Origin of the sequence: Aeribacillus sp. FSL K6-1121 (genome assembly GCF_038003725.1) — a bacterium.
GTDB classification, from domain to species: Bacteria; Bacillota; Bacilli; order Bacillales; family Aeribacillaceae; genus Aeribacillus; species Aeribacillus composti.
In genome coordinates, this window is the sequence record NZ_JBBOPS010000001.1 from 3,472,701 (window position 1) to 3,498,068 (window position 25,368).

Consider the following 25,368-nt stretch of genomic DNA (forward strand, 5'->3'; position numbering starts at 1 on the left):
ACACTGTGCATGCGAATCTCATTTCACACTTCTCACATCCACATTAGGGAGGTCGAGTGGTGTGCACGATTACATCAAAGAACGCACAATCAAGATTGGAAAGTATATCGTGGAGACGAAAAAAACTGTTCGTGTAATCGCGAAAGAGTTTGGCGTTTCCAAGAGTACCGTCCATAAAGATTTAACAGAAAGGCTGCCGGAGATAAATCCTGATTTAGCAAACGAAGTAAAGAAAATACTAGATTATCATAAATCGATTCGCCATCTTCGTGGCGGAGAAGCAACAAAATTAAAATATAAAAAAGAAGAACAGCAAAAAGAACCGATAAAACGATGATGATTCTCGACGCCAACCGACAAAACTCTCCGAAAATCTTGTCTTTTTTTACAAAATCATACTTTTTATGCAATTATATGATACAATAAGAAATTAGGATATTAGTTGGAGAGATGATGATTGGCAAGGGAGGATCATAGTAATATGTTTTCAAAAGATGTAGGAATCGACCTAGGAACAGCAAATGTGCTGATTCATGTAAAGGGCAGAGGCATTGTGTTAAATGAGCCTTCTGTTGTGGCGCTTGACCGCAACAACGGAAAGGTGTTAGCGGTTGGCGAGGAAGCGAGACGTATGGTTGGCCGTACACCTGGCAATATTGTTGCCATACGCCCGCTGAAGGATGGTGTCATCGCAGATTTTGATATTACAGAAACAATGCTCAAACATTTTTTGAATAAGTTAAATGTCAAAGGCATTATATCAAAGCCGCGGATTTTAATTTGCTGCCCGACAAACATTACTTCAGTGGAGCGGAAAGCGATCCGAGAGGCAGCTGAAAAATGCGGCGGCAAGCAAGTCTTTTTAGAGGAAGAACCAAAAGTAGCTGCAATTGGCGCTGGGATGGAGATTTTCCAGCCGAGTGGAAACATGGTGGTGGATATTGGCGGCGGGACGACGGACATAGCTGTACTATCCATGGGTGATATCGTTACCGCCTCGTCCTTGAAAGTGGCTGGAGACAAATTTGATCTTGAAATTTTAAATTATATTAAACGGGAGTATAAGCTTCTGATCGGTGAACGAACTGCAGAAGATATTAAAGTGAAAGCGGCAACAGTATTTCCAGGTGCACGCGACGAAGAAATCGATATTCGGGGTCGTGATATGGTCACAGGACTGCCTCGGACGATCACTATTAGGTCGAAAGAAATCGAGCAAGCATTAAAAGAACCTGTCGAAGCCATTATTCAAGCAGCTAAAAATGTGTTGGAGCGCACACCTCCTGAGCTGTCTGCAGACATCATTGACCGCGGTGTTATTTTAACAGGCGGCGGAGCACTCCTGCATGGGCTTGATCTGCTCTTGTCTGAAGAGCTGAAGGTTCCGGTTACCATAGCGGATGATCCGCTGCACTGCGTTGCTGTCGGAACAGGAATCATGCTTGAAAACATGGACAAACTGCCAAAAAGAAAGTTTATATAACAAAATCGTAGCAATAAGTTTTTTAGAAATCGGCTTTTACGCCGATTTTTTTACTTTCAAATCTGAAAGACCAATTCTTGCTTTTACATACCCATTCAGCTCCCAACATCCAAATGATATTTTTCTTTATGAACAGTTTGGAAAGGAGACGGAAGATAAAAGACCTATCAGAAAATTGTGATCTTTTACCTATAAGATAATAAAAAAATTGTAATGAGAATCATCGAAAAGTCCTTTATAATATAAAATTAGGAGAACATGTCGGATTTGTTGGATGGGGTGAAAAATCATGCTTCGAGGATTCTATACAGCTGCAGCAGGAATGCTCACACAGCAGCGCCATGCGGAAATGCTTTCAAACAATATAGCCAACGCTAACACGCCGGGATATAAATCTGACCGGGCTGCAATACGGGCTTTTCCGGAAATGCTTTTGTCAAGAATTGAAACAAAAAACGGTGTGACAAATATTTCGGAAGTTGGATCTGTCAATACAGGCGTTTATATGCAAGAATTGATTCCACTATTTACCCAAGGGGATATCCGTGCAACTGATTTGCCGACTGATGTAGCTTTAGTGGAAGAAGCAGTTCCAATTCATGAAGAAACGAATTTAAAAGGCACTCTCTTTTTTGCTGTTGAAACGGGAAATGGTGAAGTGAAATATACGAGAAACGGCCACTTTACGATTGATGAGCAAGGCCGCCTGACAATGGCAGGAAACCCTGTCCTGTCTGTAGCCGGAACGCCGATTATTATTGAAGGAAACGATTTTACTATTACGCCTGAAGGAGAAGTTCTGGAAAACGGACAATACACAGGTCAAACGATCGACATTCGGTTTGAAGATGATGTCCGCAATCTTGTCAATGAAGGGAACGGCTTGTTTCGAACGGCTGACGGAACAGAGCTGCCAAGTGCAATTGGAAACGGCAATGTGCAATATGTGCTGCGCCAAGGATATATTGAACGTTCCAACGTTGATGTTGCAAGGGCTTATACGGATATGCTGACAGCCTATCGTTCTTTTGAAGCAAATCAGAAGGTGCTGCAAGCATATGACAGAAGTATGGACAAAGCAGTCAATGAAATCGGCCGCATCGGCTGACAAAGAGGTGTTGTAAATGCTCCGCTCAATGATTACAGCGACTAATACGATGAATCAGTTACAGCAGCAATTGGATGCAATCGGTCATAACTTAGCGAATATCGATACAAACGGTTATAAAAAAACGAGCACAACCTTTCACGAATTGATGAGACAAGAGCTGAACAATCAGCCGGATCTTCAAAAAGAAATAGGCAGATTGACTGATTACGGCCTTCGTCTTGGCGTCGGCGCCAGACTGGATAAACAGCTTGTCTTTCATCAAGGCGCTATTAAAACGACAGGCAGAGAGCTAGATGTTGCGCTTTTACACAAGGATCAGTTTTTACAAGTGGAAGTAGACGGCGAGGTCCGGTATACAAGAGACGGTGCTCTTTATTTATCTCCTGCAAACGATGGTACGAACCGCCTTATGCTTGTGACGAAAGACGGCTACCGAGTGCTTGATGAAAATCAAAACCCGATTTACTTGGACGGAGATATTCGAGATATTGTCATTTCTGCAAACGGGACGCTTACAGCAGCGTCACGGAATGAAGGAGAACTACCGCAAACGGTTAATCTTGGAGTTGTCAGAGTAGATCGTCCGAGCATGATGATTTCACTCGGCAATAATATATACGGCTTACAGCAATTAGGAAACGTGCCCATCACAGATGTGCTGACGAATTTGGAAGGGGATTTGCGGACGGAAATCGGCATGCGGCAAGGGGCTCTGGAAAGCTCAAATGTCGACCTGACTCAAGAAATTACAGACTTAATGATCGCACAACGCTCCTACCAACTAAATGCTCGGTCAATCACGATCGGCGATCAAATGCTTGGACTAATCAACACGGTGAGGTAATAGAGCGATTTCTGCAATTGTGTTGAACAGTTGAAAATCGGCAAAATGCAATTTAACAAGTTTTACCTCTAGCCTTAAACGGGTGTTAGCGTGAATATAGAAATAGGTCTTTTTGATCTTTGACCTTAAAAGAAGCTGCTGTATCAGCTTTTTAAAACTTGTTATTTTTTTAAGGGAGTTTTTATGATGGCTGCTCAGGAAAAAGTTGATATTTTAACAAGGGAAGAACGGAAAAAAGCGAAAAAAGAGGACGGAGTCAAGAGAAAAACGCGCACACGAGTCCGGCTTATTCCAATTTGGCTTCGTCTCATTTTACTTGTTTTTGGAATGGTCATCAGCATGGCAATCGGTGCGATAATCGGATATGGAGTGTTGGGGGACGGACGTCCACTAGATGCACTTAAACCGTCTACATGGCAGCACATCATAGATCTTGTTGAAAAGGACGCGTAATTCTAATATACTTGATGAAAGGCTGGGGGAATTTTCCTCCTTGTTAAGATCTTCTGCAAGACTGGTTCTAAGAAACGAGCTGTGCATTGCTCAGATGCCGGAGATCGGGAGACGAAAAAATGGGGCATAAATCGTTTATTAGAGCCATAAAAAGCTGCGGAAACAGACTATCGTTTTAATCCTTAAGGAGGCATCTTCATGTTGGATATTCAGCAAATAAAAGAGATCATACCACATCGATATCCGTTTTTGCTAGTCGATCGAGTTGTTGAATTAGAGGAAGGCAAGCGGGCGGTCGGCATCAAAAATGTCACAATTAACGAACCGTTTTTTAACGGACATTATCCGGATTATCCGGTTATGCCAGGCGTTTTGATCGTTGAAGCACTGGCTCAAGTAGGCGGCGTTGCCATGATGAAAAAAGAAGAATATAAAGGGAAGCTCCCTCTTTTTGCTGGCATTGATAAATGCCGTTTTAAAAGACAAGTACGCCCCGGGGATCAACTAAAACTGGAAGTGGAAATGATCGCACAGCGGGGTCCGATCGGAAAAGCAAAAGGAATTGCAAAGGTTGATGACGAAATCGCTTGTGAAGCTGAATTAACATTTGCTGTGAAATAAACGGGTGCCTTATAATGGCATCTGTTTTTTATTAAAAAGCAAATTAGACAGCCGCTTTTTTCAAAAATTTTCAAGGAGGCTGTTGTATTGACCTCGTTTTGAATGTACTTGCATCTTAAAAGATCTTCTTTCTGTATTCTCTCCCAAAATTTTTGATGTGCTCCAGTACGGTGTATTCATCTCTATATCTTCATTTTTTATTTCTTCTGATGTTGAAAATATGGCTTTCGTTTGTTTTTCCCCGATTATGAGCCCTTCTAAAGTGTTTTCTCTTACATTTGGATATGAAAATGTTGGATTGCAAAAGTTTATTTTCGAAATCGTTCTTTTACGAATATTTCTTCTTATCCTTTCTTCAATCTATGTCATCATATACTGAAGGTTGAAAAATTCAATCTGTGTTTTAGAAAAATTTGTTGAATGTGTTAAAAATACTTGGGCATGTTAAGAACGTATAACAATAAGAAAGGAGCAATCATATGAAAAAGAAATGGATGTACATGTTATTTAGCATGCTAATGGCGTTGATGGTGGTGACAGGGTGCAATACGAATGATGAGGTCCCTCCGGACAATAATAACGATACAGAAGAAAATACAGGTCCAACAGATGAAGACAATAACGGGAATACTTTAGATGAAGAATTGCCACCGGATGAAGAAGAAGGTGCTGATAACAATCAAGATGATACTGCCGACGATAATAACGACGAAAACAACGAAGAACAAGAAAATCAATAATTAAAGAAGGCCGTCTGTGCCTTCTATTTTATTTTTAGGAGTTAAATGAGGTGTCTCATAACTGATTTAAGTTAAAATTGATTAGATGTGGAGCATCTGCGGTTTCATCTAGGCAAATCTGGTCCAAGGATTTTTGCTGGCTTTCTCATTAAATACGCATGACTATCCTTTTTCATGGAGGACTATTCAATTTTTTTTAAATCGGCATTTAGTTTTTGGATCATGGATTTTATGGATTGTTTTACTAAATGCCTCCAGCAGCTCTTGTCCGGATAGACCTTTTGAAATTAATTCTCTGAGGACCATTTCTGCTTCCTGCTTGGAAGTTCGGTTATTATAGATTCTGCCGTCAAAAAGGACAGAAATATGATCCTTTAACATAGTGATCGAACGAATTTTTGCAATGATATGAGCGGGTCTGTTATTTTTTTTAGTAATCGTGGCTAAAAGCTTGAGTTCATCATTATTTTGCAAATGGTGTTCAAAATAAGGACGAAACTGTTTAGAAAGAAGCGCCTCAATTAACCACGAATTTTCGCCGTCCTCTTTATTAATGATCAGCCCATCAGCAAGAGGTAAATTTTCGATGCGGTTTTCCTGATCTTTCCTCTCAACTTTCAATTCGACAAGCTTAAAGGTTTTCATGGTTCAAGGCCCCCAACTAGAGTTTATGCTTTATTATAACATAAAATAAAAAAGGCTTGACAAAAGTCAGCCTTTACTCTATTTTCAACAGTTCATGAATCATCGTAGCAACATACTGGGATAATTGCTGTTGATTATGATTTGTTTTCGCTAATTTTTTAATCGCATCGTATAAATTGGGATGTTTTATTAAAAAGTCAATTACTTCCTCCAAATGTTTTTCTGACCGATACGGTTCAAGCACTTCTGCCAACATGCTCGGGGTACCGCCTTGACCAACTAGATGATCAATGCTGATTTCGAGTGCTTCACTAATCGAAACAAGCTGCTCCAGACTAGGCTGCTGCACTCCAGTTTCCAATTTGCTGATTACTGATCTTGTCATATTCAATTTTTCGGCCAGCTGTTTCTGAGTCCATCCTTTTTCTTTTCGGAAAAATTTCATATTCATTTGAAATTTTTGCTGTGCGTTCACGATTCCACCAACTTTTCCATACCATTAAAAAATATGGTAAAGGAAAAAGAAGGCATCGTCAGATCGTAATAAGATCAATAAAATAAACGTTCAGTATTAGAACGAAATTGAAAAATGAAGAAAATACAAGAGATAAGGAGAATTTTCGACATTTTATAGGAAAAATGAACTAAAATACATATATTACAAATATTTCGTAAATATAGATAATTTTGACATTAAGGATTATACTTTTTTAAAAAGGCCTAAGGGGGGATTTGATGACGAAATATAAACTCAAAAAAATTCATATTATCCGCGGTCATGAAAATAGAACTAGAAATAAGGAATTCATGATGTTGAGGATTGGCGATTTTTCCGAAAATGAGCTTAGCTATCATTATTTTCAAATCCCGAGCGATGCGGTAATTGATGTATATTTTCAAATGGAGGATAAATTGTCAATATTGCGGGTAATGTTTGGTATGCAAGAAAAGCAGTTTTATGTTCAATTGTTTACATACGACCACACAACTCTTCGCTATAAAGAAGAAATCATCGATGAGCAAATGAAATCTTCTCCAATCTTCTCAAAGCTCTTGCAGAACATACACATCTATGGGTCGAATCATTTTTCCTTCATTGCGACAAAAAATATGAAAAATCGCGAAAATTAATAAATCGTTGTTTATTTTCGAAAAATAGCTATAGGAAAATGAGAAAATCAACGTCGTTAAAGGCGGAAAAATCTAAAAATAGACATTTTTCTATTTTTTTAACTTCAGCTACAATAAGGGTGCACATTACGAGAAGGGAGGGATGATGTGATCAACCATGTGACGCTCGTCGGTCGATTAACGAAAGATCCTGAAATCCGCTATACAAGTGAAGGGGCTCCTGTTGCCAATATTACGCTGGCTGTGAGCCGCAACTTTCGCAATGCGGCAGGGGAAATCGACACAGATTTTGTTCATTGTACACTTTGGAGACGAACAGCTGAAAATACTGCAAATTACTGCCGGAAAGGATCGATCGTTGGCGTAATCGGAAGAATTCAAACGCGCAACTATGAAAACAGCGAGGGCAAAAAAGTGTACGTAACAGAAGTTGTTGCGGATTCCGTTCGATTTATGGGCACTCCGCCGCAAAGAATGCGGGCAAGAGAGCTTTTCGATCCGGAATCCGCACCTGAACAGTCTGAGGCATAGTAAGTCTGACTTTAGAGGAAAAACAATCCTTTTCGTCTTCAGCAAAATAAGGCATGTTTGATGTAAAGTAAGTTTGCTTTTGATTCCGCAGAAGAAACGAAAATCAATCTTATGAGAAGAAAAGTCCACCTTTTGACTCAAATCGAAAATGGACTTCCGTTAGCTAAGTCGTCCGCTTTTTTCCTTCCAGTGAAAAGAAAAAATCACAAGGCATCCCCTAAAAGCTCCCTCAACCTTTGGCCAGCCGTTTTTTTGAGGCTGGCTGTTTTGTTGAGAGGAAAGGAATTATCAGCTAATGAAAGGCAAGAGCCGTTTTTTAGAAATGACGTTTTGATCCATTTTGTTCAAATTTTTTAGAGATGAAAATGATGCTTCATTTTATAAAAGCTTCAACCGCTCCATTCTTGGCTTCCTTTTAATGTATTTATGCTGTTTCGTCGAGACTGCTTCCAGCTTTCGGTCTTTGCCTCAGCCTCATTAAAATTGATAAGACTCCCAGATCTTTTTTTGTGGTGTATAGACTCCGCTGCTCACTCCCAAAAAGAGTGGTTAAAAGAGTTCTTATTTATTTGCAGCTTTTATTAATTCTTCATAAAGTTTTTCCCATTCCGGGGCATGTGCTTCCGTTTTAGAATCTTTTTTTGCCAAGAAGATTCCCTCCTTTTTTAACAGCTTAAGAATGGAATAATCCCTTTGCTTTCAAACTTTGACAAAAGAAGTCGCTAAAGTAGACACGGTCACTTTTTAAAAAGCTTTACATTTAAAAAAACCTTAACACTTTATCTCTTTTTTTATTCCTCAGTCGTTTTCGATCGATGCAGACACGCTTTATCGTCTTTCTTCATTTCTGAGTGCAATTAAGTCCTTCAATTCTTCTGTGGAAAGTTCGGTGATCCAGTTGTCGCTTTGGATCAGCTCTTCGTTTAATGCTTGTTTTTTCTCGATCATGTCGTCGATTTTCTCTTCAATTGTGCCGGTAGTAATCAGTTTATGCACGTGGACAAACCGCTTTTGGCCGATGCGGTAGGCGCGGTCGGTTGCCTGGTTTTCAACGGCCGGGTTCCACCAACGGTCAAAATGGATGACGTGGTTGGCGGCTGTCAAATTTAATCCTGTGCCTCCGGCTTTCAGCGACAAAATAAACAAGCGGCTGCCTCCATTTTGAAACGTCTCGACAAGTTTGTCCCTTTCTGTTTTGGATAAGCCTCCGTGCAAAAATAAAACGTCTATTTTAAATGTTTTTTCAAGCAAGTTTTTCAGCATTTTCCCCATTTGAATGTACTGGGTAAAAATTAAACAGCTTTCGTCTTGATTCAAAATAGCTTCAACTAATTCAAGCAGCTTATCGATTTTATGAGACCGGCCTTGAAGAGTAGAAACAGCCTCTTCCTTCAAATAAAGAGCGGGGTGATTGCAAATTTGTTTCAGCTTGCCCAGCATTTTTAAAATGAGTGCTTTCCGCTCGAAGCCGTCCGCTTTCATTACTTCCTCAAGTGTGTCTTTGACAAGCTGTTCATATAATGATGCCTGCTCGACGGTGAGCGGCACGTACTCCTTTTGTTCTTGTTTTTCCGGTAAATTCAATGCGACATGCTCATCGCGTTTTGTTCTTCGAAGCAGAAACGGCCTGATCATGCTGCGCAGTTTTTGAATTTTGTCCGGTTTTTCCCCTTTTTCGATCGGAAGCACATATTGCTTCTGAAATTGGTGAAGGCTTCCTAAAAGACCTTTATTGATAAAATCAAAAATGGCCCAAAGCTCCGTTAGGCGATTTTCTATCGGCGTTCCTGTCAGCGCAATGCGCTGATGGCTGTTCAATTTCCGGATAGATCGCGATTGTTTCGTATGGGCGTTTTTAATATTTTGCGCTTCATCGATGCAGAGGCTGGACCAATGAACAGAAGAAAGTTCGTCAAAATCAACGTGGCTTAAGCCGTAAGATGTCAAAACAATATCGGAGTCCAAAACCTTTTTTTGAAATGCTTCGCCTTTTTTCCGGTTTTGGCCGTAATGTAAATAAACGTTTAATTGAGGCGCGAATTTTTCTATTTCCTTTTGCCAATTGCCGAGCACGGACGTCGGCACGATGATCAGTGCGGGCGTTTCCGGCTTCTCCCGTTCCTTTACATATTGAAAATAAGCAATCATCTGCACTGTTTTCCCAAGCCCCATATCGTCTGCCAAACATGCGCCAAAACCGAAGCGGCGTAAAAATAACAGCCAATCCAAGCCTTGTTTTTGATAAGGTCTGAGGGTGCCGGCGAAATGCTTCGGCATGCTTACGGAAGGGATTTCCGAAAGCTCCCCCAGCTGCTTCACCATTTTTTTTAATGTGCTGTTTAATTTGATTTCGATCCCAGCAAATGGGCGCTCTAGCTCGTCCCCCTCTTCGCGATTTCGCCCAAATTCCTGCTCTAAAATATCAAAAATGTGGAGGCCCTCTTTTTCTGCACGCTTCAGCACTTTTTTCATCTGCTCGATCATTGACGGATCAAGCATGACCCATTTTCCCCGTATGTTGACGAGCCGCCGTTTTTGCTCAACCAGCTGTTCAAATTCTTCTTCGGTCAGCTCCACGCCGTTTGTTGCGATCCGCCAATTAAAGTCGATGAGGGAATTCATTCCGACAAACGATCTTCCTTTCGGGACGGTATTCACATGCGCTTTCAATGCCAGGCTCGATTGCTTCACCGCCTGCCACCAGGATGGCAAAAGAATCTCGATGCCTGATTTGATGAATGTTTCGCTTGCTTCAAATAAAAAACGCCACGCCTCCTGTTCGCTTAATAGAGCTTCTCCATTTTCAAATGCAAGCCATGGGACGATTGCAGTAAGGCGCTGCTGTTCACGCTCAATTGTGTCCGTATATTTCCGCCATTTAGCCGGCAGCGAGCTTTTCCCTTTGTATAAAAGCAAAGAATTTTTGTCTGTTTGATCACGCAAAAACATTTCCATCTTCCAAATGCCGCCATCCTGTTCAGGTTCATTTAGACGGAAGCCGATTTGAAACGGCCGATCGTTTAATCGCCAGCCTATTTTCTCAAGCCAGTCCTGTTCATCAAGAAAATGCCCTTCAAATGATGTGAGCAAAGGATATGTTTCGACAAGCTGATCCCAAGCACGTTTCGCTCCTGCGCTTCTTTCCAAAAGGTCAGAAACGGCAGCGGAAAACCATGGAAGATCAATTTCCTTAACCGTTTTATCCTTCGGCTTCCAGCCCAGCTTTCCTTTTTGCCAAGATGAATAGTCAGGCATGAAGTTACCGGTCTGAACAAGCTGAAAAATCAGTTCAGCTGTTTGCGATGTCTGGTCAAGATCGCTAGAAAAGGAAATATTGAGCAGAGAGTTGACAGGTCGTTTGGCAAAAAATTCGACCGCCTGCCACGGCGAAAGCAGAATACAATTGTCTGATACACGCAAATCGGTGCCGTAAAAGGAAGAAGTATGCCAAATAAATGCGTATTGCTGCCATTCCTTAAGCGAAAGAAAGGTGCCAGCTTCATCTGTACACCAAATGCTGTATTGATGATCTCCGATTTTCTCAGCACAAATCACAAGACTAGTTGTGGTGAACATGTCCCCACTTCCTTTTCTGTTGAATACTTTTGATATTTAAGCTGTGTATTACATCAATTTTCCTTTTACGAGCTCCTCTTGAAAAGCGCGAAGGCGTTTATACTCGCTCGTAATATGCTGAAAATAGTGTTCCCAAGTGTCCATATCGCCCATTTTTTTATAAACGCGTTTCAGCCTTTTTAAATATTTCACAGCGTCTTTGTAGCTTGATCGGTTTTTTGCGGCGATTTTGCCGGCAATTTCTTGATGCAATAGGGGAAGCAGCACACCGGGTGCTTTTTTTTCAATGACAGTAAGAAGCCGGCTCTCTACATCATCTAGAGAGAAACCGATCGAAAGCTGAAGCTCCGCCCATGTATGAAACAGGCCTTTTTCTATTAAATATTCATGATAAACTGCATAGCTGTACGGAAGAAGCTTTCGGCAAGCGTGTTCGAACGTCTCGTCATCCCCAGCTTGAGCACGGTAATGTTCAAACTCATTTAATAAATAATATATCGTTTCTTGTCGATCGTAAAAAACTTCCACTTGAATATACAAATTGGCTTGATCAAGAATTACCGGAACCCATTTTCGGAACCGTTTAAATTCTTTTCTTTTATTCATCGATATAATCCAATCAAACAATAACGGCAAAAGTGGAAGCTCAGTTTCGTTCAAATAATGGATGATGCGGTCATCGTTTTTGTCCAAAAAATCAAAATGGAAAATAGCGAGTTCGCATTCAAGAATGAACAAACCGCCTTTTTTCATTTCATCATCTTTTCGATGTTCAAGCATCGTCCGCTCTTCTTCTATCCACTTTTTTCGGTTCAATAAATACTCCCAGATGATCCGGTAAATAACGACTCGCTCATAGAGAAAAGCTTTGCCGCAAAACAAAAGCTCGCGGATGTGATCCCTCATGTCATGTAAAATGGGATCAGCGGAAAAAGGTAAAGGCGTTGTTTTGATTTGCTTTACATGTTCAATGATCTCAAGCTGCAATTCTTCTATCACCTGAGCAGCATACTGGAAAAGAGCTGGCGAATTTGTATTTGTTTCGTTTTGATGGCAAAAACGGCAAATTTCAACAAGCAGACTACTTGCCAGCATGATATGGTAGAGAGGTTTTAATTCTCGGTTTTCAGGCTCCTTTTTTTTCAGAAGCGGATACACTTTATACCAAATCGCGTAAATTCTTTGTGTACCGAAGAGCGTTTCGACATTGTCCAGTTCGGCTTTAAAAAGCTCCGCCCAATCTTCAGCCGATTGTTCACTCGGCTTCATTCCTTTTTGAATCAAGCCTTCCTCCTTCCACATGGCAAGTTTTTTATTTGGATTTTCTTTCCACTTGTTAAAAAAGTCACCGAGATCGTCTGTTAATGCATAAATATATAAAAAAACAGCAATGAGATGACGGCATGGAAACTCATTAGAACAGGAGCAGCTTGACAGCTGGAAATATTCCAAATCAAGCTTGACATATGCGCGCTTTACGTCCTCAACTGCCGCCGTAATAAATATTCCTTCTTGCTTGACATTAAACACGTTTCCTTGTCTATATAAAAGAAACCCTTTTTTCATCCATTCACGTTGTTCCTCTGTTTCAGGGGAAAGCATGTTTATCACTTGTTCTGAACAATGAAGCACTAATTGTTTATCGAAAATATGGGAAGGCATGAGAAGTCCGCTCCTTTGTCGTTTATAGCAACACGTTCCTTACGATTATAGCGCAAAATGCGAAATCGAACACTATTCTTGTCTAGTAAACTATTGCAACTTTGATTTGATGTTAGTATAATTGTCATATCTTGCTGTTTAATTTTGTAAAAATTTGAAGAAAGGAAATTTTTCAGAATGAAAGAGACAAAGAAGATCCAGGACGAATTTCTGAAAATTCTCCTTAATGCGTATAAGCAAGGTGAAACAAACGAACATGTCACTACGAAAGAATTATTAAAACAGCTTGAACACGAGATTAAAAAGGTGTATGTATCATAGCTGTGGGATTGTGGGATTATCCCACATCATACTGAAAGTAGCAGGCATCCGCCAGATACTTTCAAGCAAAAATAGAAATATACGAAATCAAGTAGAGAAAAACGGTTTGTTTTCTCTACTTGATTTATTTTAAGTGACTTATCTGACATCTCCTTTCATTCTGCATGTTTTAAAAGCTAGGGAACGTTTGATTGTTCTATCTCCCCCGAACTAAAAATAAGCCTTTTTTCCTGTAAACATCATAAGGCGGCTGACCGATATGGGTATTGTAGTCTTACTTCCATATTACTTTAGTAAGAATTTTAATATATCAGCCAAGAAAAGTGTGTTCGGGGGAGGGTAAAGGGTTTGAAGAAAGGTCGATGGCTGACGCCGGAAGAAATCGAAGCAAGAAGAAAAATCAAAAAAATGTGCCTTTATATCGCTTTTCCGGTTATTGCTGTTGCCATTGGGGTGGCTTCTGCAATTTTGCTGAATACGATGTAGGAAGAAAGTGTAAGGAGGTGAATTGAAGCGATTCACCTCCTTACGCTTTTTTCTGAAAAAGGACAAAATTCTCTATAAAAATGTCGAGTCAACTAGATGTTGGAAGAATTTAATATTATAATAAATTGATAGGTAATGACATATTTTGCAACGGAGGTTAACATGGAAGAAACAATTAGCTTAAAAGAGATATTGGATACTTTGAAAAAACGGATCAGCTTAATTATTCTCATTACGGCGATTGCAACGGCGGCAAGCGGCATTGTCAGCTATTTTTTTATTACTCCGATTTATCAAGCTTCCACCCAAATTTTAGTCAACCAAACGAAGGATGACCAAGCCGCTTTTCAATACAACGAAATTCAAACGAATTTGCAGCTCATTAATACATACAATGTCATTATTAAAAGCCCAAGAATTTTGGAGCTGGTGATTGAAGAGCTGGGTTTAAACGAGACGGTCGACGAATTAAATGAAAAAATTACGGTCGGAAGCGAAAAGGACTCGCAGGTCGTCAACATTTCCGTTCAAGATCCTGATCCGAATCATGCAGCAAATATTGCCAACACGATCGCGAGCGTTTTTCAAAAGGAAATTAAAAATATTATGAACGTTGACAACGTCAACATTTTGTCGAAAGCGGAAGTGAAAGAGAATGCTTCTCCTGTCAAGCCGAAGCCTGTCTTAAATATGGCGATTGCGTTTGTTGTCGGATTGATGGCCGGCGTTGGACTTGCGTTTTTGCTTGAGTATCTTGACAACACAGTAAAGACGGAGCAGGATATTGAGAAGCTTTTGGAGCTTCCTGTGCTTGGGGCAATTTCTGAAATGGACAATGAAATGAACAGTTCGACAATGAATCAAGCGGTAAAAAAATCGAGAGTCAGGGGTGAGACGTATGGCGCCTAGAGCGAAAGGAATGAAACAAAAACAGCGCACATTGATCACGGCGCTTAACCCGAAATCGCCGATCTCTGAACAATACCGGACGATTCGGACAAACATTCAATTTTCGTCTGTGGACCATGAAATTCGTTCAATCATGATTACATCAACAGGCCCTGGAGAAGGGAAGTCGACAACGGCGGCAAACTTGGCTGTTGTGTTTGCTCAGCAAAGGAAGCAGGTGCTGTTAATTGACGCTGATTTGCGCAAACCGACAGTTCATTATACATTCCGTCTGCAAAACATTCACGGATTGACGAGCGTGCTGTTAAGAAATGCGACTTTACAGGAAGCTGTGTCGGTAAGTGAAGTTGATCATTTGGACGTTTTAACGAGCGGACCGATTCCTCCGAATCCAGCCGAGCTTTTGTCATCGAGAAGCATGGTGGAGCTGCTCAAAGAAGCTTATGATCATTACGACATTGTGATTATTGATTCTCCGCCTCTTTTAGCGGTAGCGGATGCGCAAATTTTGGCTAATCAAGTCGATGCGTCGATCATGGTGGTGGCAAGCGGAAAAACGGAGAGAGAAGCAGCGTTAAAAGGAAAAGAATCATTGTTGTCGGCAAAAAGCAAGCTGTTAGGAGTTGTATTAAACGGCAAGCCGCAGAAAGACAGTCATTATTACTATTATTACGGCGGGAAAAATTAGGTATTTTTTCCTATTTTTCTTTGAAAAAAACAGTCTACTTGTTTAAAATGAGAAATATCTGATTTTTTTCCGTGATTTGAAGGATGGTGTCGTATGATGATTGATCTGCACTGTCATATATTGCCGGAAGTGGACGATGGAGCGAAGCATTTGACTGAAAGTATCGAAATGGCGCGAGCGGCTGTCCGTCAAGGGATTTCGGTCATTACCGCTACACCGCACCATAAAAACGGGAAGTTTGACAATGAATGGAGCTTCGTTAAAGAAAAGACAGAAAAATTGAATGAAACATTGAAACAGGAAGGAATTCCGCTTACAGTTGTTCCCGGCCAAGAGATCCGGCTGTACGGGGAACTGCTTGAAGACTTTTCGGCTGGGAACTGCGGCGGTTTAAATCAGTCAAACTATATTTTAATTGAGTTTCCTTCAAACCATGTGCCAAGATATGCGGAACGGTTGATATTTGATATGATGATGGCCGGGCTGAATCCGATCATTGCCCATCCAGAGAGAAACAGCGAAATTGCGCAAAATCCCGACCTTTTGTACAAGCTTATAAAGCAAGGAGCGGCAGCACAGCTGACAGCAGCAAGCATTACGGGAACGTTTGGCAGCAAAATTAAAAAATTTTCTTTCGAGTTGCTAAATTCCAATCTTGTTCATTTTATTGCTTCAGATGCGCACGATTTGAAGTATAGGAGCTTTCACATGCAGGAAGCTTTTGCAGAGGTGGAAGAACAATTTGGCATAGATGCGGTCGAATATTTCAAAGAAAACACCGACTGCGTCATTCGAAACGAAGCGATTTACAAAGAACCGCCCGAGCGCATCAAAAAAAAGAAGTTTTTTGGAATTTTCTAAATTACAATATATTGAATGGCAATTAGCGCCTTTTCTATATAATATATTGTTTTTTAGAATTTTTTTAAAGGTGATGTCTCTTTACCTTTATCAATAGAGGCACTCGGCCGCACTGTGGGTGCTTCCAAAAGGACACCTTAGACGCTAGTCGTCGATGGTGCGGTGTGAGGGCGGGTTAGATGCCCGGTTTAATAACACGGTATATTGAAAGAATTCACTGGATAACGCCCAAAATTGTAGGCAGCTGTAAGCATTCTTTACTCTGCATGGAAAGGAAAATTATACTATTTTATGAGTGATTGGATTGAGTAAAAAAGCAATATTGAACAAACACAAGAAAGTATTGATAAAATTAACAGGAAAACATTGACTTATATAAAAAATCTTAATTGAAATTTGCATCAAACATATTAAGCTTTGTTTATTAAACAGTCTGCAAATTGTCAGTAAATAATTTACCTAAAACAGAGGGAACTAAATAAAGAGTATTTAAACAAAAAATGCTAAAACTAAAAAACAAAACTGGAACTAGAAACAAAAAGTGGTTATTGTTTTCAAAACCGATATGAATCTACGTATGCTCTATTGATGAATAGATTATACGTAGGTCCGTATAAACAAAAAGTACAAAGGGAAGTGAGTGAGTATATTGAAAAAAGTGAGGAAAGCCATCATACCAGCTGCGGGGCTCGGAACAAGATTTTTGCCCGCAACGAAAGCGATGCCGAAAGAAATGCTGCCGATCGTTGATAAACCGACGATTCAATACATAGTAGAGGAAGCGATCGAATCCGGAATTGAGGACATCATCATCGTCACCGGAAAAGGAAAAAGAGCGATCGAAGACCATTTTGACAACAACTTTGAGCTTGAACAAAATTTAGTGGAAAAAGAAAAATTTGATCTCCTGGAAAAAGTGCGCCAATCTTCCAAAGTAGATATTCATTACATACGGCAAAAAGAACCAAAAGGGCTTGGACATGCCGTCTGGTGCGCTCGGAAATTTATCGGCGACGAACCGTTTGCGGTGCTTCTTGGAGATGACATCGTGCAGGCGGACAAGCCTTGCTTAAAACAGCTGATGGACGAATATGGAAAAACGGGAGCATCGATCATCGGCGTACAGCCTGTTCCTGAAGAAGAAACACACCGCTACGGCATCATCGAGCCGCTCGAACAAACGGGCCGCCGATACGAAGTCAAAAATTTCGTAGAAAAACCGGCAAAAGGAACAGCGCCATCCAATCTCGCCATTATGGGTCGGTACATATTAACGCCTGAAATTTTTCAATTTTTAGAAGAACAAAAAATTGGAGCCGGCGGCGAAATCCAGTTGACTGATGCCATCCAAAAACTAAATGAAATCCAACGTGTCTTTGCCTACAACTTCGAAGGAAAACGATATGATGTCGGAGAAAAGATCGGATTTATTAAGACGACGATCGAGTTTGCGATGAAAAACGAAGAACTAAAGCAAGAGTTGATACAGTTTATGGAAGAGTTGATAAAAGAGGAAAGGATAACAAAATAGAGAAAAAGGGTGAGTCGATTTGGCCTTTGTGAAAGCATCTAATCAAGAGGATACAAATCAGCAGCTATTGTTAATTGACAAAACAGCGGTTAATCATAAAAGAGGATATTTGCTTGCGAAACGAATTATGGATTTATTAGGAGCGTTTCTTGGAATTATACTGTTATTACCTGTTTTTATCATTGTAGCTATTTGTATCAAACTTGAAGATCCAAAAGGCCCTGTGTTCTTCAAGCAAATACGCGTCGGCAAAGACGGCAAAAATTTTTATATGTATAAATTCCGATCGATGGTTGTAGATGCGGAAGAACGACTAAATGATTTATTAAAATATAACGAAGTATCCGGTGCGATGTTTAAAATAAAAGAGGATCCAAGAACTACGAAAATAGGGAAATTCATCCGAAAAACAAGTATTGATGAACTTCCGCAGCTTTGGAACGTTATTAAAGGAGATATGAGTTTAGTTGGCCCCCGTCCTCCACTGCCTAGAGAAGTAGAACAATATACAAAGTATGATATGCAAAGACTGCTTGTGACTCCTGGATGCACAGGCCTTTGGCAGGTGAGTGGAAGAAGTAATGTAGGGTTTGAGGAAATGGTGGAGTTGGATATTAAATATATAAATGAGAGATCTATCTTTTTAGATATTAAACTTATATTTAAAACAATAATAGTTATGTTTACTTCAAAAAACGCTTATTAATATGCACAATTAAAATTAATTTAAAAAGAGAGAGGTTTAAGCAATGTATAATTTAAATGGTAAAACTATTCTTGTTACAGGTGGAACAGGATCATTTGGCAAAAAATTTGTTAACAAAATTTTAAAATATGATATAAAAAAAGTGATTGTGTTTAGTAGAGATGAATTAAAACAATATGAAATGGCGCAGGAATATACGGATCCTCGTATTCGCTTTTTTATTGGTGATGTACGGGATAAAGATCGTTTATACCGTGCGTTTGATGGTGTTGATGTTGTTATTCATGCAGCAGCTCTTAAGCACGTTGGTGCATGTGAATACAATCCATTTGAGGCGATCAAAACCAATATACATGGTGCTCAAAACATTGTAGAGGCAGCGATTGACCGAGGGGTTCAAAGAGTTATTGCATTAAGCACAGATAAAGCTTGCAGCCCTGTAAACTTATATGGTGCGACGAAGCTTGCGTCTGACAAACTTTTTGTAGCTGCAAACTCTTACGTAGGTGAAAAAGACACGAGATTTTCAGTGGTTCGTTATGGAAATGTTGTTGGCAGCCGCGGCAGTGTTGTTCCATTCTTTAAGAAAATTCGACATACTGGTAAATTGCCTATTACAGATGAAAGAATGACTCGTTTTTGGATTACACTTGATCAAGGTGTTCAATTTGTCATAGATAATTTACAGCGTATGCGTGGCGGAGAAATTTTTGTACCGAAAATTCCAAGCATGAGAGTAGTAGACTTAGCGGAAGCAATTGCTCCAGAATGTGAAATCGAAATTGTTGGTATTCGCCCAGGTGAAAAACTTCATGAAGCGATGATTTCAGAAGACGATGCCCGCCGCACTTTAGAGTTTGATACATATTATGTGATCCAGCCTGAATTCCCTTGGTGGTCAGAAGAAGCTTTGAAAGGTGGAACTCCTCTTCCAGATGGGTTCAAATATACAAGTGATACAAATTCTGAATGGTTAACTGTGGAAGAGTTGCGAGTATTGGTAGAAGAAATGTAAAACGTTTCTTCTACTTTTTTCTAGTTTAGGAGTGAGATATATGGAGAAAGATAAAATTTTTGAACCTGTCAGACAATCGTATTTACCATATGGAAGGCAATGGATTGATGAAGATGATATTGAAGCTGTTATAGAAGTACTGAAAGGAAGCTATTTAACAACGGGTCCATATCTTGCAAAGTTTGAACAAGCTGTTGCAGAATATGTTGGAGCCAAATATGCTGTTGCTTTTTCGAATGGAACGGCGGCATTACATGGAGCTTGCTTTGCAGCCGGAATAGGCAATGGAGATGAAGTCATTACGACACCAATGACTTTTGCTGCTAGTGCGAACTGTGTGATTTATCAAGGCGGGACACCTATTTTTTCTGATATCGATGAAAAAACATATAATATAGACCCTAATAAAATTGAGGAAAAGATTTCTGATAAAACGAAAGCAATTATTCCGGTTGATTTTACAGGTCAACCTGCTGAATTAGATGGAATTTTAAAAATTGCGAAAAAACATAACCTTGTAGTGATTGAGGATGCTGCACATGCCTTAGGGGCTGTATATAAAGGGAAAAAGGTTGGTTCCATTAGTGATATGACGATGTTTAGCTTTCATCCAGTAAAACATATTACTACAGGTGAAGGCGGAATTATTACGACAAACAATAGAGAATACTATGATAAATTACTGCAATTCCGCTCACACGGGATTACACGTGAGAAAGATAAACTAAACGAATTTCATGGTCCTTGGTATTATGAGATGCAGTTTTTAGGATATAATTATCGCATGACGGATATTCAAGCTGCTTTAGGGACAAGTCAGTTGAAGAAGGTTGATAAGTTTGTTGAACTTCGTCGAAAATATGTTGCAATGTATAATGAAGCATTCAAAGATATAGATGAAATTATAACTCCATTCCAACATGAAGATGGACAATCAAGCTGGCATTTATATATTATTCGATTAAAATTAGATAAATTAACAGCGTCAAGGCGCGAAATTTTTGAAGCACTGCAACAGCAAAATATTGGTGTCAATGTTCATTATATTCCTGTCCATTTACAACCTTATTATCAACAATTGGGTTACAAAAAAGGGATTTGTCCGAATGCTGAAAAATTATATGAAGAAATGATTACATTACCTCTATTCCCTGCAATGAGTGAAAAAGATGTTCATGATGTAATCAAAGCAGTGAAAAGAACGATAGACTATTATAAGAAGTAAGAAGGTGGAAAAATGAAAGTTGCTGCTATTATCCAAGCTCGTATGGGTTCTACGAGACTTCCGGGGAAAATATTAAAAAAAGTATTAGACAAAACATTACTTGAATATCAAATTGAACGAGTAAAAAGAGCAAAAAGTATTGATGAAATCATTATCGCCACAACTACGAAAGAAAGTGATGACCAAATTGTTCAACTTTGTCAGCAACTTTCAATACCTTATTATCGAGGATCAGAGGAAGATGTGCTGTCTCGTTATTTTGAAGCTGCTACACAATTTAATGCAGATGTCATTGTTCGATTAACATCAGACTGCCCAATTATAGACCCAAATGTTATTGATAAGGTTGTAACACATTATTTGGAAAATAAAGATCGATACGATTACGTTTCAAACACATTAACTCGCACATATCCAAGAGGACTGGATACAGAAGTGATGTCATATAAAGCATTAAAAAGAGCTCACGAAGAAGCTAAAGAGTTAATGTATCGTGAGCATGTAACTGCCTATATATATCATCATCCTGATCAATTTAGGCTTTGTAATGTTTCAAATGAAAAGGACGAAAGTAAGCATCGTTGGACAGTAGATACAGAGGAAGATTTTCACTTAATTAAAAACATATTAGAAATGTTATATCCGACTAAGCCATTATTTACATTTGAAGATGTTATTCAAATTTTGCGATCAAAGCCTGAGTGGGTGCAGATTAATGCACATATTGAACAAAAGAAACTATAGGTTGTGTTTTTAAAAATGAATGTACTATTTAGGACTGACTCATCGCTAACAATTGGAACTGGTCATGTGATGAGATGTTTAACATTGGCAAATCAACTAAAAAAACAAGTTAATGCCAATGTTTCTTTTATATGCAGAGATCTTGAAGGCAATTTAATTAATTTTATTAAAGACAATGGTTTTCGCGTTTTAGTTCTCCCAAAAATTCAAATAAATAAGGCTGACCATCTTGCCATTTTTCAATGGTATGAAAAAAATTGGAAACAAGATGTATATGAAACTCAATTCTTGTTTAAAAAATATAATTTTTCAATAGATTTATTAGTTGTCGATCATTATGGATTGGATAGTAAATGGGAAAGCAAGATAAAGCCTTTTTCAAAAAAAATAATGGTGATCGATGATTTGGCAAATCGGAAGCATGTTTGTGATTTTCTCCTTGATCAAAACTGGTATTTAAATTATCAAGATAGATATAAAAATTTAGTTCCTCCTGAATGTAAACAATTATTAGGACCCAATTATGTGTTGTTAAGGGAAGAATTTATCGAAGCTTCTCGTCAGAAACGCATTCGTGATGGGAAAATTCATAACATCCTTGTTTTCTTTGGCGGAACAGATCCTACAAATGAAACGATCAAGACACTGAATGCATTGGCTTTATTAGAAAATAACATAAAAGTAAATGTTGTTGTAGGTTCATCTAATAGAAGAAAACATGAAATTCGAGAATATTGTGATCGATATCTCAACTTCTTTTTTCATTGTCAAGTGTCAAACATGGCAGAATTGATGAATGAAGCAGATTTAGCAATCGGAGCTGGCGGAACAACAACATGGGAGAGATGTTATTTAGGGCTTCCATCCATTACAATTATTGTAGCGGATAATCAAATAGAGTTAACGGATTCTGTTAGCAAGTTTGGTGCGACCATTAATCTTGGATGTAGTCATGAAGTTACGTCTGATCAAATATTTGAGGCTGTAAAGGATTTAATCGAGCATCCTAAAAAAGCTCAATTACTATCTGAACGTGCTTCTAAACTTGTCAATCACAAAATTGTAAATACTTATCCAGTTGTTAAGGTAATTATGGAGGAACTAAAATGAACTTATTAGAACGTACAAGACTAGAAGATATGAACTCCTCACATTTAGAAATGGTTTTAAATTGGCGAAATCAGGAACATATTCGATCAGTAATGTTTCATGATCGGGTTATTTCGCTAGAAGAACATAGAAAATGGTTTGACAGAGTTAAAAAAGACAAACGAACCATTGTAAAGATTTTTTACTTAGAAAATGTTCCAGTTGGGGTTGTGAATTTTACTAATATAGATTTGGAAAATGGCAAATGTTCTTGGGGATTTTATGTTGGTGATCAAAGTGCGCCAAAAGGTTCAGGAACTTTAATGGGATACTTAGCCTTAAATTTTGTATTTGAAAAGTTAAACATCCGTAAATTATGTGCCGAGATAATCAGCTTCAATGAAAGAAGCATTCGTTATCATCAGCGGTTAGGTTTTAGAACAGAAGGTGTTTTGAGAGAACACGTCCTTAAAAATAACCAATATGCAGATGTGATATTAATGGCTTTATTTAATAAAGAATGGAAAGAACAAAAAAGTAAAATAAAACATATGATTGAAGGAATGAGAGTATGAACGAAATTATTGTTGAAGGAAGAAAGATTGGACCAAATCATAAACCATTTATTATCGCAGAAATGTCTGGGAATCATAATCAATCCTTAGAACGTGCTTTAGCGATTGTTGAGGCAGCTTCCAAGGCTGGAGCACATGCGTTAAAGATTCAAACATATACAGCGGATACAATGACATTAAATTTGGAAAATCCGGAATTTAAAATTGAAGATAGCGATAGTTTATGGAAGGGACATACGTTATATCAGCTATACCAACAAGCCTATACTCCTTGGGAGTGGCACAAACCTATTTTTGATCGTGCTCGAGAATTAGGGATGATTCCTTTTAGCACCCCTTTCGATGAAACAGCAGTAGACTTTTTAGAAGAATTAGATGTACCGATGTATAAGATTGCATCATTTGAAAATACCGATATTCCACTCATTAAAAAAGTCGCTTCAACAGGGAAACCAATGATCATTTCAACAGGAATGGCAACGGTAGCCGAATTAGATGAAACGGTAAGAGCAGCGAGAGAAGCAGGTTGTAAGGATCTAGTTCTTTTAAAATGTACAAGCACCTATCCAGCTTCTCCTGAAAATACAAATATACTAACCATTCCGCACATGAGAGAATTATTTGACTGTCAAGTTGGTTTATCCGATCACACGATGGGAGTAGGGGTTGCAGTTGCCAGTGTTGCGTTAGGAGCAACAGTAATTGAAAAGCACTTTACCCTTTCAAGAGCAGATGGCGGGGTAGACGCTGCATTTTCAATGGAGCCTGATGAAATGAAAGCTTTAGTAGCAGAAACCGAAAGAGCATGGCAGGCATTAGGGGAAGTAAAATATGGACCAACGGAGAAAGAAAAGGCGTCGCTAAAATTTAGAAGATCGATTTATGTAGCAAAGGATATAAAAGCTGGGGAAAAATTCACGAAAGAAAATATTAGAGTTATTAGACCGGGATATGGTTTAGAGCCTAAATATTTTGAAAAAATTATTGGCTTAACAGCTAATAAAGATTTAAAAGCTGGAACTCCATTATCGCTTGATTTACTTTTTAAAGAATAAGGGGAATTTCCTGTGTCATTGATAAGTAAAATAAAAAGAAATAATATCCTAGGTAATATTTTCTCATTTGGTTCAGCTACTCTATTATCTGCAGGCTTATCTTTTGTAGTAGGGGTTTTAACAAGAAATATGCTTGGCCCTGAGCAGTATGGATATTGGCTAACTGTATCTATGCTGTTTTCTTTTGTTCCGCTGTTTCAGTTAGGAACAGTGAATGCAATGAATAGAGATGTCCCTTTCTATTTAGCAAGAAAAGATTATAACAGGGTTATAGAGATAAAGAATCTAACCTTATCTTTTATATTTACTTTGCCACTTATTTTAGTTGTTTTGCTTTTTATAATAAGTGGTTTATTATTTTTTATTGATATTAGTTATGAATATCAAATAGGTTTTTTATTAGCCTCCTTCATTTCGTTTTTTATCTTTTTATCTACTTATGTAGAAATGTATTATAAATCAGAACAAAATTTTAGAATGGCTTCAAAATTAGTTTCAGTAAAAAGTATTTTGCAATCGTTAGTAACAATATTATTTGTATTTATTATTGGATACGAAGGTTTATATATTGGAATGCTTTTAGCTTTTATTATTGAAGTCGTAATGGGGAGTAGGTCTTTTCAAGAATTTAAATTTCAATTCGATTTATATAAGTATAAAGAATTAATCAAGACAGGTTTTCCTATATTAATGGTAGGCTTAATTTGGAACATATTAATTGCTAGTGACCGCTTAATTATAACAATTTTTATGACACCAGAAGATTTAGGTAATTATGGTGTGGGGATGTTAATATTTAGTTCTATGATGTTATTACCACAAGTAATTGGGCAAGTATTTTATCCTAAGATTGTTGAATTAGTAAGTAAAGAAAAATATGATGAGATTAAACGACTTTATTGGAAAGTAAATAAATTACTTTCTATTATGGTAGGATTAATTGTAGTGATGGGATACTTTTTGTTTCCTATTTTTATAAATTATTTTATGCCAGTTTATAAAGAAGGAATAAAAGCTGGACAGATTTTAATTTTAGGTATATATCCTTTAACATTGGTAGGATTTGCGGCTAATTATTTGAATGCTACTCAAAATCAAAGAATATATATTTTTATACAAATTATAACAGTAATTATAAATTTTATTTTGAGTTTCATACTACTTTATATACAAAATAACATTTCATCAGTTGCATGGGGAACATCATTTTCTTATTTTTTTTACTTTATTTTGATGAATTCTTATTTTTTATATAAAATAAAATTGAATTTAGGAGAGTGATCTAAAATAAAATGTATTAATCTCTTTTTTGTTCATTCACCATTTCAAAAATTTATTGCTGAAAATATATTACTTGAAGTTAAAA

27 protein-coding genes are annotated in these 25,368 nt (G+C 38.3%); 23 read left to right on the plus strand and 4 right to left on the minus strand.

The features are described 5' to 3' along the window. The first annotated feature begins 61 nt into the window (after positions 1–61). The 7 genes from spoIIID (at position 62) to NSQ61_RS17020 (ending at position 5,252) form a co-directional block, all read left to right on the plus strand. Positions 62–337 carry a sporulation transcriptional regulator SpoIIID gene (gene spoIIID / locus NSQ61_RS16990; protein ID WP_063388999.1) on the plus strand — a complete coding sequence of 92 codons (276 nt, stop codon included), beginning with the start codon at positions 62–64 and terminating at the stop codon, positions 335–337. 144 nt (positions 338–481) lie between these two features. Continuing rightward, entirely contained in the window at positions 482–1,483 is a 1,002-nt protein-coding gene (locus tag NSQ61_RS16995) for a rod shape-determining protein (protein ID WP_063388998.1), read from the plus strand. Positions 1,484–1,772: 289 nt separating this feature from the next. Next, entirely contained in the window at positions 1,773–2,591 is an 819-nt protein-coding gene (locus NSQ61_RS17000; RefSeq protein WP_063388997.1) for a flagellar hook-basal body protein, read from the plus strand. Positions 2,592–2,607: 16 nt separating this feature from the next. Continuing rightward, positions 2,608–3,438, plus strand: a complete 831-nt coding sequence (locus NSQ61_RS17005; RefSeq protein WP_340807645.1) for a flagellar hook-basal body protein — start codon at positions 2,608–2,610, stop codon at positions 3,436–3,438. 186 nt (positions 3,439–3,624) lie between these two features. Next, the gene (locus NSQ61_RS17010) at positions 3,625–3,891 is read left to right on the plus strand and encodes a DNA-directed RNA polymerase subunit beta (RefSeq protein WP_094244698.1); all 267 of its coding nucleotides are present in this window, start codon (positions 3,625–3,627) and stop codon (positions 3,889–3,891) included. Positions 3,892–4,089: 198 nt separating this feature from the next. After that, positions 4,090–4,512 carry a 3-hydroxyacyl-ACP dehydratase FabZ gene (fabZ, locus tag NSQ61_RS17015; RefSeq protein WP_094244697.1) on the plus strand — a complete coding sequence of 141 codons (423 nt, stop codon included), beginning with the start codon at positions 4,090–4,092 and terminating at the stop codon, positions 4,510–4,512. Between the two features lie 479 nt (positions 4,513–4,991). Continuing rightward, positions 4,992–5,252: a hypothetical protein gene (locus NSQ61_RS17020; protein WP_311066647.1), complete on the plus strand. Its 261-nt coding sequence runs from the start codon at positions 4,992–4,994 to the stop codon at positions 5,250–5,252. A 186-nt stretch (positions 5,253–5,438) separates the two neighbouring features. Here NSQ61_RS17020 and NSQ61_RS17025 read toward each other — a convergent pair whose 3' ends face one another. Then, positions 5,439–5,897 carry a YwpF-like family protein gene (locus NSQ61_RS17025; protein WP_063388992.1) on the minus strand — a complete coding sequence of 153 codons (459 nt, stop codon included), beginning with the start codon at positions 5,895–5,897 and terminating at the stop codon, positions 5,439–5,441. A 73-nt stretch (positions 5,898–5,970) separates the two neighbouring features. After that, positions 5,971–6,372, minus strand: coding sequence for a helix-turn-helix domain-containing protein (locus NSQ61_RS17030; protein ID WP_066248034.1), 402 nt, complete (start codon positions 6,370–6,372; stop codon positions 5,971–5,973). A gap of 260 nt (positions 6,373–6,632) precedes the next feature. Here NSQ61_RS17030 and NSQ61_RS17035 point away from each other — a divergent pair, with 260 nt between their 5' ends. Together NSQ61_RS17035 and NSQ61_RS17040 are read left to right on the plus strand one after the other, a co-directional pair. Continuing rightward, positions 6,633–7,028 carry a hypothetical protein gene (locus tag NSQ61_RS17035; protein ID WP_117017298.1) on the plus strand — a complete coding sequence of 132 codons (396 nt, stop codon included), beginning with the start codon at positions 6,633–6,635 and terminating at the stop codon, positions 7,026–7,028. Between the two features lie 147 nt (positions 7,029–7,175). Continuing rightward, the gene (locus NSQ61_RS17040; RefSeq protein WP_063388989.1) at positions 7,176–7,559 is read left to right on the plus strand and encodes a single-stranded DNA-binding protein; all 384 of its coding nucleotides are present in this window, start codon (positions 7,176–7,178) and stop codon (positions 7,557–7,559) included. A gap of 828 nt (positions 7,560–8,387) precedes the next feature. Here the strand turns inward: NSQ61_RS17040 and NSQ61_RS17045 are convergent. Both NSQ61_RS17045 and NSQ61_RS17050 read right to left on the minus strand, forming a co-directional pair. Further along, positions 8,388–11,135 carry a DEAD/DEAH box helicase gene (locus NSQ61_RS17045; protein WP_340807649.1) on the minus strand — a complete coding sequence of 916 codons (2,748 nt, stop codon included), beginning with the start codon at positions 11,133–11,135 and terminating at the stop codon, positions 8,388–8,390. A 48-nt stretch (positions 11,136–11,183) separates the two neighbouring features. After that, on the minus strand, positions 11,184–12,797 hold the full coding sequence (locus NSQ61_RS17050) for an SWIM zinc finger family protein (RefSeq protein WP_340807651.1): 1,614 nt from the start codon (positions 12,795–12,797) through the stop codon (positions 11,184–11,186). A 177-nt stretch (positions 12,798–12,974) separates the two neighbouring features. Here NSQ61_RS17050 and NSQ61_RS17055 point away from each other — a divergent pair, with 177 nt between their 5' ends. The 14 genes from NSQ61_RS17055 to NSQ61_RS17120 all read left to right on the plus strand — a co-directional run bounded on the left by NSQ61_RS17055 (position 12,975) and on the right by NSQ61_RS17120 (position 25,283). After that, positions 12,975–13,118: a hypothetical protein gene (locus NSQ61_RS17055; protein ID WP_186439282.1), complete on the plus strand. Its 144-nt coding sequence runs from the start codon at positions 12,975–12,977 to the stop codon at positions 13,116–13,118. Positions 13,119–13,466: 348 nt separating this feature from the next. Continuing rightward, complete coding sequence (locus NSQ61_RS17060; RefSeq protein WP_158640180.1) at positions 13,467–13,604, plus strand: hypothetical protein; 138 nt, start codon at positions 13,467–13,469, stop codon at positions 13,602–13,604. A 162-nt stretch (positions 13,605–13,766) separates the two neighbouring features. Continuing rightward, positions 13,767–14,513: a YveK family protein gene (locus tag NSQ61_RS17065; RefSeq protein WP_066248041.1), complete on the plus strand. Its 747-nt coding sequence runs from the start codon at positions 13,767–13,769 to the stop codon at positions 14,511–14,513. Then, positions 14,503–15,201: a CpsD/CapB family tyrosine-protein kinase gene (locus NSQ61_RS17070; RefSeq protein ID WP_066248043.1), complete on the plus strand. Its 699-nt coding sequence runs from the start codon at positions 14,503–14,505 to the stop codon at positions 15,199–15,201. The genes NSQ61_RS17065 and NSQ61_RS17070 overlap by 11 nt, the downstream gene beginning before the upstream one ends. A gap of 96 nt (positions 15,202–15,297) precedes the next feature. After that, a complete protein-coding gene (locus NSQ61_RS17075; protein ID WP_340808153.1) occupies positions 15,298–16,062 on the plus strand; it encodes a tyrosine-protein phosphatase in 765 nt (254 codons plus the stop codon). Positions 16,063–16,711: 649 nt separating this feature from the next. Further along, positions 16,712–17,593, plus strand: a complete 882-nt coding sequence (gene galU / locus NSQ61_RS17080) for a UTP--glucose-1-phosphate uridylyltransferase GalU (protein ID WP_340808156.1) — start codon at positions 16,712–16,714, stop codon at positions 17,591–17,593. 67 nt (positions 17,594–17,660) lie between these two features. After that, a complete protein-coding gene (locus NSQ61_RS17085; protein WP_240326809.1) occupies positions 17,661–18,299 on the plus strand; it encodes a sugar transferase in 639 nt (212 codons plus the stop codon). Between the two features lie 43 nt (positions 18,300–18,342). After that, the gene (pseB, locus tag NSQ61_RS17090) at positions 18,343–19,314 is read left to right on the plus strand and encodes a UDP-N-acetylglucosamine 4,6-dehydratase (inverting) (protein ID WP_063388981.1); all 972 of its coding nucleotides are present in this window, start codon (positions 18,343–18,345) and stop codon (positions 19,312–19,314) included. Positions 19,315–19,354: 40 nt separating this feature from the next. Continuing rightward, positions 19,355–20,539 (plus strand): UDP-4-amino-4,6-dideoxy-N-acetyl-beta-L-altrosamine transaminase, encoded by a 1,185-nt coding sequence (pseC, locus tag NSQ61_RS17095; RefSeq protein WP_063388980.1) that lies wholly within the window; start codon positions 19,355–19,357, stop codon positions 20,537–20,539. Between the two features lie 12 nt (positions 20,540–20,551). Beyond that, on the plus strand, positions 20,552–21,283 hold the full coding sequence (locus NSQ61_RS17100; protein WP_340807653.1) for a glycosyltransferase family protein: 732 nt from the start codon (positions 20,552–20,554) through the stop codon (positions 21,281–21,283). Positions 21,284–21,298: 15 nt separating this feature from the next. After that, positions 21,299–22,393 (plus strand): UDP-2,4-diacetamido-2,4,6-trideoxy-beta-L-altropyranose hydrolase, encoded by a 1,095-nt coding sequence (gene pseG, locus NSQ61_RS17105; protein ID WP_339193557.1) that lies wholly within the window; start codon positions 21,299–21,301, stop codon positions 22,391–22,393. After that, on the plus strand, positions 22,390–22,947 hold the full coding sequence (pseH, locus tag NSQ61_RS17110) for a UDP-4-amino-4,6-dideoxy-N-acetyl-beta-L-altrosamine N-acetyltransferase (RefSeq protein ID WP_340807656.1): 558 nt from the start codon (positions 22,390–22,392) through the stop codon (positions 22,945–22,947). Before pseG ends, pseH begins: the two co-directional genes overlap by 4 nt. After that, positions 22,944–24,002: a pseudaminic acid synthase gene (gene pseI / locus NSQ61_RS17115; RefSeq protein WP_340807658.1), complete on the plus strand. Its 1,059-nt coding sequence runs from the start codon at positions 22,944–22,946 to the stop codon at positions 24,000–24,002. The genes pseH and pseI overlap by 4 nt, the downstream gene beginning before the upstream one ends. Positions 24,003–24,014: 12 nt before the next feature. After that, the gene (locus tag NSQ61_RS17120; RefSeq protein WP_327864125.1) at positions 24,015–25,283 is read left to right on the plus strand and encodes a lipopolysaccharide biosynthesis protein; all 1,269 of its coding nucleotides are present in this window, start codon (positions 24,015–24,017) and stop codon (positions 25,281–25,283) included. The last annotated feature ends 85 nt before the right edge of the window (positions 25,284–25,368 follow it).